The 15717-nt window shown below is 59.4% G+C and carries 11 protein-coding genes; 8 read left to right on the top strand and 3 right to left on the bottom strand.

Translation table 11 applies throughout. The features are described from left to right. Positions 1–2 precede the first annotated feature (2 nt). From araD to mtnA, 3 genes are all read left to right on the top strand, one after another. The gene (gene araD / locus Mal65_RS11515) at positions 3–1763 is read left to right on the top strand and encodes an L-arabinonate dehydratase (RefSeq protein WP_145297472.1); all 1761 of its coding nucleotides are present in this window, start codon (positions 3–5) and stop codon (positions 1761–1763) included. A 153-nt stretch (positions 1764–1916) separates the two neighbouring features. Beyond that, a complete protein-coding gene (locus Mal65_RS11510; protein ID WP_145297468.1) occupies positions 1917–2834 on the top strand; it encodes a dihydrodipicolinate synthase family protein in 918 nt (305 codons plus the stop codon). A gap of 76 nt (positions 2835–2910) precedes the next feature. Further along, positions 2911–3939 carry an S-methyl-5-thioribose-1-phosphate isomerase gene (gene mtnA, locus Mal65_RS11505; protein WP_145297466.1) on the top strand — a complete coding sequence of 343 codons (1029 nt, stop codon included), beginning with the start codon at positions 2911–2913 and terminating at the stop codon, positions 3937–3939. A 28-nt stretch (positions 3940–3967) separates the two neighbouring features. Here the strand turns inward: mtnA and Mal65_RS11500 are convergent, their stop codons facing one another. After that, a complete protein-coding gene (locus Mal65_RS11500; protein WP_145297463.1) occupies positions 3968–5197 on the bottom strand; it encodes a serine hydrolase domain-containing protein in 1230 nt (409 codons plus the stop codon). 128 nt (positions 5198–5325) lie between these two features. After that, complete coding sequence (locus Mal65_RS11495; protein WP_145297460.1) at positions 5326–6903, bottom strand: hypothetical protein; 1578 nt, start codon at positions 6901–6903, stop codon at positions 5326–5328. Between the two features lie 665 nt (positions 6904–7568). On the opposite strand from Mal65_RS11495, the gene Mal65_RS11490 reads away from it, so the two are divergent. Then, the gene (locus tag Mal65_RS11490; protein WP_145297458.1) at positions 7569–7805 is read left to right on the top strand and encodes a carbon storage regulator; all 237 of its coding nucleotides are present in this window, start codon (positions 7569–7571) and stop codon (positions 7803–7805) included. Between the two features lie 332 nt (positions 7806–8137). On the opposite strand, the gene surE is transcribed toward Mal65_RS11490, so the two are convergent. Beyond that, positions 8138–8932, bottom strand: a complete 795-nt coding sequence (gene surE / locus Mal65_RS11485) for a 5'/3'-nucleotidase SurE (protein WP_145297456.1) — start codon at positions 8930–8932, stop codon at positions 8138–8140. 99 nt (positions 8933–9031) lie between these two features. Here surE and Mal65_RS11480 point away from each other — a divergent pair, with 99 nt between their 5' ends. From Mal65_RS11480 to acs, 4 genes are all read left to right on the top strand, one after another. Further along, positions 9032–10348 carry a homoserine dehydrogenase gene (locus tag Mal65_RS11480; RefSeq protein ID WP_145297453.1) on the top strand — a complete coding sequence of 439 codons (1317 nt, stop codon included), beginning with the start codon at positions 9032–9034 and terminating at the stop codon, positions 10346–10348. 166 nt (positions 10349–10514) lie between these two features. Next, the gene (locus tag Mal65_RS11475) at positions 10515–11288 is read left to right on the top strand and encodes an ATP-binding cassette domain-containing protein (RefSeq protein ID WP_145297450.1); all 774 of its coding nucleotides are present in this window, start codon (positions 10515–10517) and stop codon (positions 11286–11288) included. Further along, a complete protein-coding gene (locus Mal65_RS11470) occupies positions 11285–13582 on the top strand; it encodes an ABC transporter permease subunit/CPBP intramembrane protease (RefSeq protein ID WP_145297447.1) in 2298 nt (765 codons plus the stop codon). Before Mal65_RS11475 ends, Mal65_RS11470 begins: the two co-directional genes overlap by 4 nt. Before the next feature lie 154 nt (positions 13583–13736). Then, complete coding sequence (gene acs / locus Mal65_RS11465) at positions 13737–15698, top strand: acetate--CoA ligase (RefSeq protein ID WP_145297444.1); 1962 nt, start codon at positions 13737–13739, stop codon at positions 15696–15698. The last annotated feature ends 19 nt before the right edge of the window (positions 15699–15717 follow it).

Here is a 15717-nt window from a genome sequence, read left to right as displayed (position 1 = left end):
TGATGGATTCGAAACCGACGTCCCCGGCCGGCAACACGAATGAATCGCGTGACCCGGCACGTCTGCGTTCTCACCGCTGGTTCGGCCCCGATGACCTTCGCAGTTTCGGTCATCGTTCTCGATTGAAGGGCGCCGGTTTCGATGATGCGGACTTTCAGGGCAAACCCGTCATCGGGATTTTGAATACCTGGAGCGACCTGAACACTTGCCATTCGCACTTTCCCCAGCGTGCCGACGAAGTGCGTCGGGGGATTCTGCAGGCCGGCGGTTTCCCTGTGGAAGTCCCCGTATTGTCGCTGGGCGAAATGCTGATGAAGCCCACGACGATGTTGTATCGCAACCTGTTGGCGATGGAGGTCGAAGAAGTCCTGCGTTGCCACCCGATCGACGCGGCGGTGTTGATGGGCGGATGTGACAAGACCGTCCCGGCATTGTTGATGGGCTCGATCAGCGCCGACATCCCGTCGATCTTTCTGCCGGCCGGCCCGATGTTGAAAGCCCGCTGGAAAGACCAAACCTTGGGCAGCGGCAGCGACGTTTGGAAGTATTGGGACGAACGTCTGGCGGGCAACCTGTGTGACGCGGATTGGAAAGGCATCGAAAACTGCATCGCCCGCAGTGCCGGGACCTGCATGACGATGGGCACCGCCAGCACCATGGCATGCATCACCGAAGCGATGGGCTTCAGCCTGTCCGGTGCCGCTTGCACGCCGTCGGTCTTGTCCCAGCATTCGCGTTTGGCCACGCAAACCGGACGCCGCGCCGTCGACATGGCGTGGGAAGATCTTCGGCCGTCCAAGTTCATGACCGCCGGTTCGATCGACAACGGCGTGATCACGTCTCTGTCGATCGGTGGCAGCACCAACGCCATCGTTCACCTGATCGCGATCGCCGGGCGTCTGGGCATCGACCTGACGATGGACCGGTTCGATCAACTTTCCGATCGCACTCCGGTGCTGGGCGATATCCGACCGGGCGGTCGTTACCTGATGGAAGACTTCTATGACGCCGGCGGCTTGCCCGCACTGTTGAATCGGATGACGGATTTGCTGGACACCGATGCGTTGACCGTCTCCGGTGTGACGCTGGGCCAACAGATCAGCGGCGCCGAAGTGATCGACGACGAAGTGATTCGTCCGCGTGACAATCCCGTTTCACCCGTCGGTGGAACCTGTGTGCTGCGTGGCAACTTGGCCCCATCAGGATGCGTGATCAAATCCATTGCCGCCGACAAACGATTGCTAAAGCACCGCGGACCGGCGTTGGTGTTTGACAACTATCCGGCAATGAAAGCGGCGATCAACGATCCGGACTTGGACGCCAGTGCCGACAGCGTGCTGATTCTGCGTAACGCCGGTCCCTTAGGCGCCCCCGGCTTTCCCGAATGGGGCATGTTGCCGATTCCACAAAAACTGTTGCGGCAGGGCGTTCGAGACATGGTCCGCATCAGTGACGCGCGGATGAGCGGGACCAGTTACGGCACCTGCGTACTACACATTGCACCGGAGAGTGCCGCATCCGGGCCGCTGGCTCTGGTTCAAACCGGTGACATGATCGCAATCGACGTCGAAGCCAGAACGATCCACTGGGAAGTCGACGATGATGAAGCGGAGCGTCGACGGTCCGCTTGGGTCGCCCCCGATGTGACGCCGCCGCGCGGATACGGCCGGTTGTACGCCAAGCATGTCACCCAAGCCGACCAAGGCTGTGATTTTGACTTCTTGGTCGGACGCAGCCCCGACGCGGAACCATCGATCCACTGAACGGTCGCCTTACGATGGATTCCACGTCGCATCGAATCGGCCACGCCTTGCCCGGGGTCCGCCGGCGGCGACGTTGTCGCTAGAATCGCCCGCGTTCCGCCCTGCCCCTTCCATCAATCCCCCCGCTTCTCCGTCTCGTTCGGTCGTCATGTCATGAAAACGCAGCCCTTCCAAGCGTCCGATTTGCCTGAATCCGTCATCGCCGTTCCGCCGCTGGCACGGGACGCCGACGGAGTGGTCGACGGCGACGAAAACGACAAAATCATTCGCCACTTGGAAGCCGGCGGCATCCGGTGCTTGTTGTACGGCGGAAACGCAGTGCTGTATCACATGCGGCTGACGGAATACGAGGACATGCTGTCTCTGGTCGCCGATTCGGCCGGCCCCGACACCGTCGTTGTCCCGTCGGTCGGTCCGTCGTTCGGATTGGCGATGGATCAGACTGATGTCTTGGCGGATTATCCGTTCCCCACCGCCATGCTGTTGCCATCGCGTGACATCGTCGACCAACAGGGCATCGCCGCTGGCATCCGCGCGATCAGCAACGCACTTGGCAAACCGGTCGTCTTGTACATCAAGTTTGATCAATGGCTGTATCCCGACGTCGTCCGTGGACTGGAGGACGACGGAGTCATCAGCTGGATCAAGTACGCCGTCGTTCGCGACGATCCGTCGGATGATGATTATCTGCGTTCGCTGTTGGACGTGTTCCCGGCGGAGCGGATGGTCAGCGGGATCGGAGAACAACCCGCCATCGCTCACGTTCGTGGATTCGGCTTGGCCGGTTTCACCAGCGGATGTGTGTGTATCGCGCCGCGTCGTTCGATGGACATGCTGGGTGCATTGCAGGCCGGTGACTTGGAGGTCGCTGAAACGATTCGTCAATCGTTCCGGCCGCTGGAAGATCTGCGTGATTCGATCAGCCCGATTCGAGTGTTACATCACGCCGTGCAACTGGCGGGTATCGCACAAACGGGCCCGCTGTTGCCCATGCTTAGCGATTTGCCGTCGGACCAACTGGATCAAATCCAAAACGCCGTCCAGCAAGTCAGCCGCAACGTTTCGCTTTAGTCGGACGTTCGCGCCGAAAACATTCCGTCTGGATCCCACGCATCACCTTTGCACAATCGCCAAAGTTCCCTTTGCCATGTCGACCGCCACCGAAACCGCTGAAACGATCATCTTTCGCGACGGCCAACTGGATCTGTTGGACCAGACGAAATTGCCCACCGAATTGACCCGACTGGTCTGTACGAACATCGAACAAGCGCATGACGCGATCCGTCGTCTGGTCGTTCGCGGGGCACCGGCGATCGGCATCGCCGCCGCGTATGGCGTCTTGCTGCAAGGTCGTGATGCGGACCGCCAAGCCTTTGGCGAAGCGATGGATTATCTGGCGACCAGTCGTCCGACGGCGGTCAATCTGTTCTGGGCGATGGACCGCATGCGCGACGTGATGAACTCGCATGACGACGACGCGACGCTGTATGAACGTCTGCATCGCGAAGCGGTCACCATTCACGACGAAGACCGCCGGATGTGCCGCAGCATTGGTGCCAACGGCGCGGCGCTGATCCAAGGGTGTCGAAACGTACTGACACACTGCAATGCCGGTGGGTTGGCCACTTCGATGTGGGGCACCGCGTTGGCGCCGATTTATCACATGCACGAACAAGGCAAAGCACCCCATGTCTTTGCCGATGAAACGCGACCGCTGCTACAGGGTGCTCGGCTGACCGCATGGGAATTGTCACAGGCCGGCGTCGCGGTCACCGTGCTGACCGATTCCATGTCCGGCGGCCTGATGCGCTGCGGCAAAGTCGACGCGGTCATCGTGGGTGCCGACCGGATCGCAGCCAACGGCGATGCAGCCAACAAAATCGGAACCTATCCATTGGCGGTCTTGGCCAAGTACCACAATATCCCGTTTTACGTCGCCGCACCGACCAACACGTTCGACTTAAAGTTACCGGCCGGCGACCAGATCCCGATCGAACAACGCCATCGTGACGAAGTGGCACGGCCCGGCGGCGTTCAATTCGTCCCCGATGCGGCGGACGTAATCAATCCCGCTTTCGACGTCACGCCGGCCGAGCTGATCGACGCCATCGTGACCGAGAAAGGCGTCATTCGTTCGCCGACGACGGAGACCGTTGGCCAACACTTCGCAAACTGACACTGCCGTCTTGATCGTTTGATCCGCTTCATCGCACCGCCGGCACATCGATCGCATCAACGATCACGCCGGCGATCTTGCCAGCCAACCGATTCACCGATCCTTTGCCGTCCGGGTGCATACGGTTGCTCAGAAAGATAAAAAACAGATCTTTCGCCGGATCGATCCACAACACCGTCCCGGTGAATCCGCCGTGCCCGAACGCGGTATCGGACATCCCGGGGCCCCGGTTCGATGAATAGCCCGAGTGGATGTCCCAGCCCAGTCCGCGAACACTGACCTTTTCGCCTTCGACAATCTCATGCGGCCGGGTCATCTGATCCACGGCATCGGCGGACAAGACACGCACGTCCTGATACACGCCGTCGTTCAGCATCATCTGTGCGTAGATCGCCAGGTCCGCGGCGGTGGAAAAAAGTCCCGCATGCCCCGCGACACCGCCCATCGCATACGCGCGAGGGTCATGCACCTCGCCCACCATCCAGCGTCCGTTGCGTTTTTCGGTCGCCGCCGCCTGTGCCGCCAGATTTGCCGGCGGCAGATACCCCGTTTGCTTCATCCCCAGCGGTTGAAAAACATAGCGTTGTGAAAACGTGTGCAGGTCCATCCCGCTTTGCCGCCCGACGATATCGCCCAACAGGATGAAGCCAACATCGGAATAGACGAACCGAGTCCCCGGCGAATACCGCGCGTTCAGGCGATCGATGTTGGCCAAAGCTTGGCCAGGTCCCTGCTGGTAATCCGCCAATGCATTGTCGGGAAGATAGCCCGCCTGGTGCGTCATCAATTGGCGAACCGTCGCATCGCGAAGCTGCGGGTCCACCGTTGCCGGGCGGAAACGGACAATGGGATCATCAAGATCGACTTTGTTTTGATCCCACAGCACCATCACACTGGTTGCCGTCGCAATCGGCTTGGTCAACGATGCCAGGTCGAAAACCGTGTCCACCGTCATCGCCTTTTTCACGGGCTGGACTTGCCGGTGTCCGAACGCCTGTTGATAAAAGACGTTGCCGCGACGCCCCGCCATGATCACGCAACCGGCCATTTCACCCTGGTCGATCGCATCCAGAACCATCGGACGGATCGCAGCCAATGCCTGACCATCAATCCCAACACGTGCTGGACCGGCATCGGGCAGTTCACCGCGGCAAATTCCCGTCGCAACAATCAACAACGTCGACGCAACCAAGGCAACACCCGGGTTCAAACGTCTGATATCGCTCCGGACGAAGGCCCAGCGTTTTGGCAATCTCATTGGCGGCGACTTTCAAGGCAAAGATCGAACCAGGCCCCGTGGCCCGGGCGCCGTGGCGACTAAACAGAAACAGCGCCACGAATATACGCCCAACGCGACGATCCGCGTGATTCAGCCCCGCTGTCGTTTTAGACAACCGCTTCGGCCGGACAGTCCGTGATCGACTCCGTTTCCATCCGCGTCAGCCATTCCAAGGTGGTGCCGGCAAAGATCCGCAAAAAATCCGCCGTGTCTTGCTGCGTAAACTCGCCACGGTTCCAGTTCGCCGATACACAGACCTGTCCCCAGTTAATACAGACGCCCAGGGTAATGTTCGTGTTTCGCCGCGCCGGCGGTGCGATCAAGATGTTTTCCAGATAGCTGTCTCCGATGCGTCGGCGACCGCGTTCTTCTGGGAAATGACTCTTCATGCCACGCGAAATGTCACCGGTGTAGGTCAGCACGCTGGTGGTCATGTTTCCGCTGTATCGGATCGCTCGGCGCAGACGATTCGGATGGTCGGCAAACCCTTCCAGCCCGCCGACAAAATCCATGTGCACACGACTGTCTTTGATAAACTGAGTTTCCGCTTGGACGCTGCACAACAGATCATGCCAATCTTCGCATTGACCGTGGGTCCGCCCCAAGAATGCGAAACTCAATCGGTTGGTTGCGGGCATGTTCAAGTCCGCGCGGCTTCGCAAATCGACCGGCATCAACAAGCGAATCCGCGTCTTGGATCGATCGGCCCCGTGACGGCGGTTCCACAATCGGCAAACTCGAAACAGCACCGTCAACATCAAGTCGTTCATGCCGACTTCGTGGCGGCGACAACAATCGACCAGTCGTTGCGAAACGGATTCGGAAAAGATGTGGTGCCGCAGCGGCTGGCCCGATGTCGCTTGCGATTCGGAAACCTCACCGGTGTGTTTCTCCGGTCGCGAAGCCGCATTGCCTTTCAGCGGCCGGGGTCGCTGGCAATGAAAGTAGTACGCGTTTTTGATACGGTCCCAAGTCGTCAATTGAATCTTGGGCTGACGCGACAGGATGCTGGAATAGTCCGCGCGGTCGCACAATCGACTGACGTCCAATTGCTCGCCGCGACGGACACGACGCCTGGTCGATTGCGACGCGTTTTCATCCGCGCTGTCGGCCCGGTTGTCGGTCGCCTTTGCATAGGCCGCCAACACGTCGATCAAGACGCGGCGCAAACCCACACCGTCACAGGCCGCGTGATGCAACTGGATGGTCAACCGCGACTTGTCCGTCGTGGGATTCACGTCATACCAATAACGGCATCCCGGATTTTTAAACAAATCGATCGGTCGTGGCGACGGCTGGGACAAACCGGCGGCGTCCTTCCCAACAGCGGCACCGGGTTGCACCGGAGCCTGCAGGATCGGAAAGTCCGCTGGATCATGCAGCGTCGGAACGAATCCGGGATCATAGTCCCAATGAAGCAGCCCATCCTTCTGCACCAACGTGGACGCCAACAGCGGGTGTCGATGAACGGTCTGGCAGAGCGCCTCGTGCAGAACCATCACCTGCAACGGCGTCGCGAAGTGCAGTTCGATGAAGCTGGTCATCGGACAGGCGGAGTCGTCGTCGAACACCAGCAGTTGTTCGAAGGCGGTCAGACGCAGCGGAAACGTGTCACCGTGGCGGGGCAGCGATGATTCGGATTCAGAACCGATGGCCGACGCGGGATCGGCGGGCACTTTGGACATAAGGCGACGACAGACTGGATGGGGAACCTTGGTAACGACAGCCGATGCCGCCACAGCAATCACATGCTCCAAACAGTCCCTTGCCGGTACACATGCACAGTGATTCGACCCCCGGTGTACAAGGTAGTTCCCGCCGTCAAAGGTGCAAATTCAGGCTTGACGACACCTGTGATCCGGCTGATCCCCCAGAGCCGCGGGGCTGATATCCGGCGGAACACACCGCCGCCTTCCCGGCACCGGATTTCCCGATTCGATCTCCGATTCCCAATTCCATCCCGGCGGCGTGACCAAACGTGTCACGGGGCTCGGCGATAGTACGAGTGTCCTGACGACGGCAGGGCCCAATGCGAATCCCGATCTGAAACACGTTGCGTGTCTCATTTTGAAATCGCCCAAGCGAATTGCGACTTTGCAATGGTTTTTGGGTGCGGATTCGGGCTCTACGGCGTGCCACAGTGAACCGAACCACGGCAATTGGGACTTGAGATTTTCCCGGCAATTTGTTGAAAATACCCGGCACGCCGCAAATCTTGAGTCCATTTCCTCGAAATCGGAGAACTTTCGGCACGCAGTTCGCTCCCCGATGTCAGTGACAGTCAGCGCCTTTGATGTTTGCGGCGCACGAATGCGAAAGATTGACGCTATTTACACGGAAGGAAATCGAAATGCTGGTTCTTAGTCGTAAAGTTGGTGAGAAGCTGATCATCGGTGACAACATCGTTTTGACGCTGAACAAGATCAGTGGAAACCGCGTTGCTATCGGGATTGAAGCCCCTCGCGAAGTTTCAATCGTGCGTGGGGAATTGCAAAAGGCGATCCTTGCCGAATCCGGCGACTCCAACTGCGGACGCAGCCTGGAGGAGATGTCGGGCGTCTCGATCGCCAGCATGCCTGATTGCTAGACGCCGATCGCGACGCCGCAAACGACCACAGACCGGGTGGACGATTGTCCGCCCGGATGTCGGCCGAGCGTCACTGTTGATTCTTTTTGAACCACCTGTCACGGTCTCGTTGGCACAGCGGCCCGGACGAGTCTGGATTTTTCTGGTCTAAATTCTCAGCGGGAATGCCGCTTTCTGTCGTCTGCTTGCAAGCACACGTCGCCATTGCGTGCATGCGTTCGTCCGGTGCGATGTCATCCAGTGACGTCACGCATCGCATCTGACCCTATCGCTGGCTTTCCTGGACCGCCTCGTTCTGTGTCTTGATCTGTGCCTTGAAACGACCGGCCGCATCAACAAACGGTGAAGCCTAGCTGGCTGATCGTGATGTTTCCGGCAAAGCACTGGTCCACATCGCGCCCTTTCTCTCGCGGTCGATTCTGGAAATTCAGGTCGAAATGGATCCGCCCGTCTTCGTGACGCACCGTTCTAGCGTGCGGTAAACGGTCGACGTCGCACATCACTCGCGGCGGTATCTCCGATTCGGGAGGCAATGCTGGCATATTCACATTCCACAGTGGAACCCGCTGCGGTCGATCGGAAACTTGCCGATTCTGGATGACCAGCGTCAAAAATTCTTCCAACACCGCGCGCATCCACACCGGAACGTGGTCCCAGCGACGTTCAATCCCAGGATGGCGGTATTGCGACGCGGCCATCGATGCGATCCCGTGGCTGGACGCTTCCCTAGCGGCGGCAAAGGTCCCGCTGACCAACAGATCGACACCCAAGTTTGCTCCCGCGTTCACGCCAGAAAGCACCGCATCCACCTGGTGGCTGATCGCAAAGGCTCGGACACAGTCCACCGGCGTGCCGTCAATACTATATCGATCATCTTCGATTCGGTTGGCTTCCAAGACCCGGCCGGTGGTCACACCATGGCCGCATTCGCTGCGGCATTGATCGGGTGCGGCGACGATGATCTGAGGACGCATCGCAAACTTGTCCATCAAGTCGGCAACAGCGCCACTGTCCAGCACGCCACGGACCGACTTTTCCATCGCCGCGATGCCGGGTGCATCGATTCCGTCATCATTGGTCAACAGAATCTTGAACTGGGATTCGTTCGTTTCGTTGGATGTTTGCACGATGCTGGGTGTGAAAAGTTGACGAAACCGGCGCGGGAGACCAAACAGCGGCGCGACCCCGTCTCCCGAGTCGGCCGCGATCCAATTAGGATTCGCGTCATGAATAAGACAAACGTTGCCATTGTGGGTTTGGGGACCGTTGGTTCCGGCGTCGCCAAACTGTTGTTGGATCACGGGGATCGTACCGCGCGACACGCGGGCCGCACGATGTGGCTGAAAAAAGCCGTCGTCCGCGACCTGAACAAGCCCCGTGATGTCGAATTGCCCGACGGCGTGGCCACTGACACTTTGGCCGACGTGTTGGACGATCCCGATATCACGGTCGTTGCACAATTGATCGGCGGTCTGGAACCGGCCCGGACGATCATGCTGCAATTGATGGAAGCCGGCAAGGACATTGTCACGGCGAACAAAGCCCTGTTGGCCGAACACGGTCCGGAACTGTTTTCCAAAGCACGCGAACTGGGCCGCAGCATCGCATTTGAAGCAGCCGTTGCCGGCGGAATCCCGATCGTCGCCAACATCAGCCAGTGCCTGTCGGCCAACCAGATCACGACGTTGGAAGGCATCTTGAACGGCACCAGCAATTTCATCGTCAGCCAAATGGACCGCTACGGTTCGGCCTATGACGACGTTGTTCGCAAAGCCCAAGAATTGGGGTACGCCGAGGCCGATCCGACGATGGACGTCGACGGAACCGATGCCGCACAAAAACTGGCGATCTTGGCCCACCTGGCGTTCGGCGCGACGATCCACTGGTCGGACATTCCCCGCACCGGCATCGACGGCTTGGATCCAGCGGACCTGCGGTATTCCAGCGAACTGGGCTATCGCATCAAGCTGGTTGCCACCGCACATCAGGCCGATGACGGACTGGAACTGTCCGTCGCACCAACGCTGGTTCCTTTGGGGACGCCGTTGGCCGAGGTACGTGACGCATTCAACGCGATCCGCGTCGTCGGCGATGCCGTCGGCCCGGTTTTCTATCATGGCTTGGGGGCCGGCCAGATGCCCACCGCTTCGGCCGTCGTCGCAGACTTGATCGATACTGCCGTCGGCCGGACCAAAATCACGTTTCAAACGCTGGCCTATTTCACGTCCGATCACCCGGCACGCACGAAACAACGTGACACCGATCGCTTGGCCGGCCGTTATTACCTGCGACTCAGCGTGGGGAACCATCCCGGTGCGTTGGCAAAGATTGCGGATGTTTTGGCCCAGCACGACATCTCGATCAGCTCGGTGATCCAGCACGAAAACCAGCCCGACCAGGCCGGTCAGCAACAAACCGATCCGGTGCCGCTGGTGATCATGACACACGAAGCCGGCGAAGGTGCCGCCCGCCGCGCGACCGAGCAAATCGAAGGATTGTCGATCGTCCAGGGTCCGGTCGTACGGCTGCGCGTCAAAGCGTGACGGATATCGCGGCCGGTTGACCGCCGGTCGGCGACAGAAATTTGCGATCCGACGTCGCGCGGCCAAATTGAGGGCTAGGTTCAAGTAACGTTGCCGATGGTGCACCCAGACGACATGGGGCTGCGCGATCGTTGCAACCGGAACCACCTGACCCGGCGAAGCAGCAGTGATCCAAGTCCAGCACCTGACCAAGACCTACGAAGATTTGCATCGCGGCAGATTTGTCGCGGTCGATCGGATCAGCTTCACCGTCCGTCCCGGCGAAATCTTTGGCTTATTGGGACCCAACGGTGCCGGCAAGACGACGGTCCTGCGAATCCTAAGCACGGTTCTGTCGCCCACATCGGGGATCGCGACGGTCGACGGGTTCAATGTCGAAAGCGATGCCGCAGAAGTCCGGCGTCGCATCGGATTCGTCAGCAACAACACGGCCATCTATGAACGGATGACGGCGTGGGAATTGGTCGAATACTTTGGCCGCTTGCACGGCATGGGCAATGACCAACTGTTGCACCGGATGGAGAACCTGTTTGATCGATTGCGGATGAATGATTTCCGTAACGTTCCGGGCAGCAAAATGTCCACGGGCATGCGGCAAAAGGTTTCGATCGCTCGGGCCATGATCCACGACCCGCCCGTGTTGGTCTTTGACGAAGCCACGTTGGGCCTGGACGTATTGGTCGCACGCAACTTGCTGTCCGTCATTCGTTCGCTGCGTGATGCGGGCAAATGCCTGATCTTTTCAACGCACATCATGAGCGAAGTCGAACGCCTGTGCGATCGCATCGCCATCATGCACCGCGGGCGAATCCTGGACAGCGGATCGTTGGCCGAATTGACCCAACGCCATCGTGAGGATGACTTCGAAGAATTGTTCTTTGGTCTGCTTAGCCGCCACGAAAACTTGGATGCCGAATTGGCCGAAGGAGTCGCATCATGAAGACGGCCGCCGCGATCAAACGACGTCTGGCCATGATGGCGGACAGCCCACGCATCGGCGCGATTGCGTTGATCTATGCGCGAGAGATGCGTGACCAACTTCGCGACCGACGAACGTTGTTCACCATCGCGGTGCTGCCGATCTTGCTGTACCCACTGGTCGGCATGCTGCTGTTGCAAATCGCCCAGTTCACACGACAGCATCCGACCACCGTGTGCGTGATTGGTCGTGATCACTTGGACGGTTTGCCACCGTTATTGAACGGCGAAGACGCGTTTGCAGAAAACTTGATCGACGAATCGGCCAAGATGGAAATGTCGTCCTACTTGTGGGACGAAATGGCTTTGGCCCCCGGACACGAATATTTCGAAGGCACCGAAACGCCGGAAAAACAGGCCCGCCGCCTGGACGCGTTGACCACGAACCTGGTCCGCAGTGGACGATTCGATGTCGTCCTGCAATTCCCGCCCGGCTTCGCGCAAAGCACCGACGACGCGAACGGGGCAAGCGACGCCGACACGCTGAAGCTGATGTACAACGTCGGCTCGGATCAATCCATGGTGGCCAAGGATCGTGTCATCGGCATCTTGAATCGCTGGCGTGGCGATTGGGTGCGTGATCGATTGGAATCCTCGGGAATCGACCTTCAGCAATTGGAACCCTTCCAAGTCAACAGCGTCGACATCGCGCCGGAACAAACACGCGAAGCCGCATTTTGGAGCAAGCTGTTACCGTTCGTGATGCTGGTCTGGGCGATGACCGGCGCGTTTTATCCGGCGATCGATTTGGTCGCCGGTGAAAAGGAACGCGGCACCCTGGAAACCCTGCTTTGCAGCCCAGCGCTGCGCAGCGAAATCGTCTGGGGCAAATTGGGCGCGGTCATGACGTTCAGCATGATGACCGCGATCCTGAACGCCGGCAGCATGTTGGTCACCAGTTCCTTCGTCTTTAAACAAATCGGTGTCGGCCCGGACGGCGTTTCCAACATGGGCGCGCCGCCACTGGGACCGATGATGTGGCTGTTGGTCGCCTTGGTGCCGTTGTCCGCATTGTTCAGCGCTCTGGCGTTGGCGGTTGCCGCGATGGCACGCAGCAGCAAAGAAGGCCAGTATTACCTGATGCCCTTGATGATGGTCACGTTGCCATTGGTCTTGTTGCCGATGTTGCCCGGCACAACGCTTTCACCGGGAACCAGCGTGATTCCGGTGACGGGCATGTTCTTGTTGGTCCGTGCGTTGGTCGAAGGCCAGTATTACCTTGCGCTGGCACACCTGCCGATCGTGGCCACGGTCACCGGCGGATGTTTGTTGATGGCCACGCGTTGGGCACGACGACAATTCGAAAGCGAATCGGTGTTGTTTGGTGACGGCGATCAATGGGAACTGGGCATGTGGGTTCGCCACCTGTGGCGTGACCGACAAACCGCCGCGACGGTATCACAGGCCTTTGCTTGCGGCGCGATCATCCTGGTCGCACTCTTTTTTGGCAAGCTGGCCGTTACCGAAATGCCACAACACTTCGGCGGCATCGCTCAACTGATTCTGATGCCACAGATCGGCATGATCTTGGCTCCCACGCTGTTGATGGCAACGATGATGACGACATCGCTGCGGACCAGTTTGCGATTGCGGATGCCACACTGGACGGCGCTGCCGATGGCGGTGTTGATCGGTTTGACGCTTCACCCGACGTACGTCTTTTTGGCCCAGTGGATCAGCCAGATGTACCCGATCAGCGAACAAGCCGCCGCCGCGATGAAACCGTTCACCGATCAGATCAGTTCCGCGCCGTGGTTGACCATCGTATTCCTGATGGCGTTGGTTCCCGCAATCTGCGAAGAACTAGCGTTCCGCGGGTTCATTTTTGGCGGACTCCTGCGCGGCAACGGACGCGTCCGCGCCGTCGTGGTGTCGGCCATCATGTTCGGCGTGTCGCACGGCGTGCTGCAACAATCCATCGCCGCGACTTGCATGGGATTGTTGTTGGGCTGGGTCGCTTTGAAGACCGGCAGCGTGTTGCCCGGCATCCTGATTCACTTCACCAACAACGCGATGTCGGTTTCCCTGGAACGCCTGGTTCAGCTGGAAAATCCGGCAACCAATTTGCTGCTGCGTTCGACACCGGCGGGACCGGAATACCATCCGCTGTGGTTGGTCACCAGCATGGCGATTGCGATTTCTTGTTTGCTGTATCTGAACATGCTGCGACCTGCCGTCGACGAACAGGCGGCCGATCGCGTGCTGGGCAGCAACGACTTGGCCGACCCCACCGCGGCGTTGGTGCCGGCATCCTGAACGGGTTGTCCGTGTGGAGCGATACTGGGTCTGCCCGACGAAAGCACTGCCGGGCGGCGAACCGGGACTGCTGGCTACGCACGGGCAACGGCGCGCGGTAAACTGCGGCAATTCATCCCGCATTGTTTCCCGCCTATCGGTCGCCACTTAGCCCATGACAGACCCTGCCGCCAACGCCAGCATCGACCACGTCCTGATCGAAGACCGTCTGTTCCCACCGCCCGCGGAATTCACCGCCGACGCGATCATCCGCAGTGACCAGCAGTACCAGGACATGTACCAGCGGGCCAAGGATGATCCGGAAGCCTTCTGGCGTGAAGAAGCCAACGAGCACTTGCACTGGTTCGAACCATTTGGCGAAGTCTTGCAGTGGGAAGCGCCTCACGCGAAATGGTTCGTCGGCGGCAAGACCAACGCCAGCTATAACTGCTTGGACGCGCACATCGCCGCCGGTCGTGGCGATCGCACGGCGATCATCTGGGAAGGCGAACCGGGCGACACCCGCACGTTGACCTATCGCCAGTTGTTGTCCGAAGTCTGCAAGGCGGCCGCGGCACTGCAGGAACTGGGCGTTCAACAGGGCGACGTCGTCAGCATTTACATGCCAATGACACCGGAATTGGCCATCACGATGCTGGCCTGTGCACGGATCGGGGCCATCCACAGTGTGATCTTTGCCGGCTTTAGTGCCGAATCGATCGCCGACCGCAATAACGACGCCAGTGCCAAGTTGATGGTGACCTCCGACGGTCTGCATCGCCGCGGCAAGGTCTTGGAGCTGAAGAAAACCGTTGACGAAGCGCTCGCAAAATCGCCGACCGTTCAAAAGTGTTTGGTGCTGCGTCGCACCGCCCAAGACGACGTTCCGATGACCGAGGGCCGCGACGTTTGGTGGCACGATATCGTCGACGGCCAGTCCGACGATTTGCCCGCCGAGCCGCTGGACAGCGAAACCACCCTGTTCATCCTTTACACGTCCGGCAGCACCGGGAAACCCAAAGGCATTCGGCACACCACCGCCGGTTACAACTTGTGGGCCAAGCGAACGTTCCAGTGGGTGTTCGACCATCACGACGATGACATCTATTGGTGCACCGCCGATTGTGGCTGGATCACCGGACACAGCTATATCGTTTACGGTCCGTTGGCCGCCGGCGCGACGTGCTTGATGTACGAAGGCGCGCCGAACTATCCGGCCGAAGATCGGTTTTGGGAACTGGTCGAAAAGTACCAAGTCACGATTCTTTACACCGCACCGACGGCCATTCGTGCCTTCATCAAATGGGGCGATCAACACGTCGACAAACACGACCTATCATCGCTGCGTTTGTTGGGCAGCGTCGGCGAAGGCATCAACCCCGAAGCTTGGATGTGGTACCACCGCAAGATCGGCAATGAAAAATGTCCGATCGTCGACACGTGGTGGCAGACGGAAACCGGCGGCATCATGATGAGTCCGTTGCCCGGAATCACCGCCACCAAGCCGGGATCATGCACCCGCCCCCTGCCCGGTGTCGTTCCGGTCATCGTCGATGAAGCCGGCAATGACGTCGACGCCGAACACGGCGGCATGCTGTTGATGGGCCAGCCTTGGCCGGGCATGCTTCGCGGCATCTGGGGTGACGAAGATCGCTTCGTCGACCAGTACTGGTCGGCGGTCCCCGGAAAATACTTGACCGGCGACAACGCACGCAAAGACGGCGACGGTTATTACTGGATCATGGGCCGCATCGACGACGTGATCAACGTTTCCGGTCACCGGCTTAGCACGATCGAAGTCGAAAGTGCGTTGGTCAGCCACGACGCGGTTTGCGAAGCGGCCGTCGTCGGACGTCCGGACGACTTGAAAGGCCAGGCAATCGCCGCCTTTGTCACCGTCGCCGATGTCGAACCGAACGAAGAATTACGCAACGAGCTTCGCCAACACGTTCGCAAACAAATCGGTGCCCTGGCCCAACCCGATGACATCCGCTTCACCGCGACGCTGCCCAAAACCCGCAGCGGGAAAATCATGCGACGCTTGTTACGTGATGTCGCCTCGGGCCGGGAAGTCGTCGGCGACACCAGCACGCTGGAAGACCTGTCGGCGCTGGCCAAGCTTCGCGAAGAAGACTGATTCGCCGCGTCAGCCTTTC

This window comes from Crateriforma conspicua (assembly GCF_007752935.1).
GTDB lineage: Bacteria > Planctomycetota > Planctomycetia > Pirellulales > Pirellulaceae > Crateriforma > Crateriforma conspicua.
Note: the sequence above shows the minus strand (reverse complement) of the source record. Positions and strands in the feature narration are given on the sequence as shown.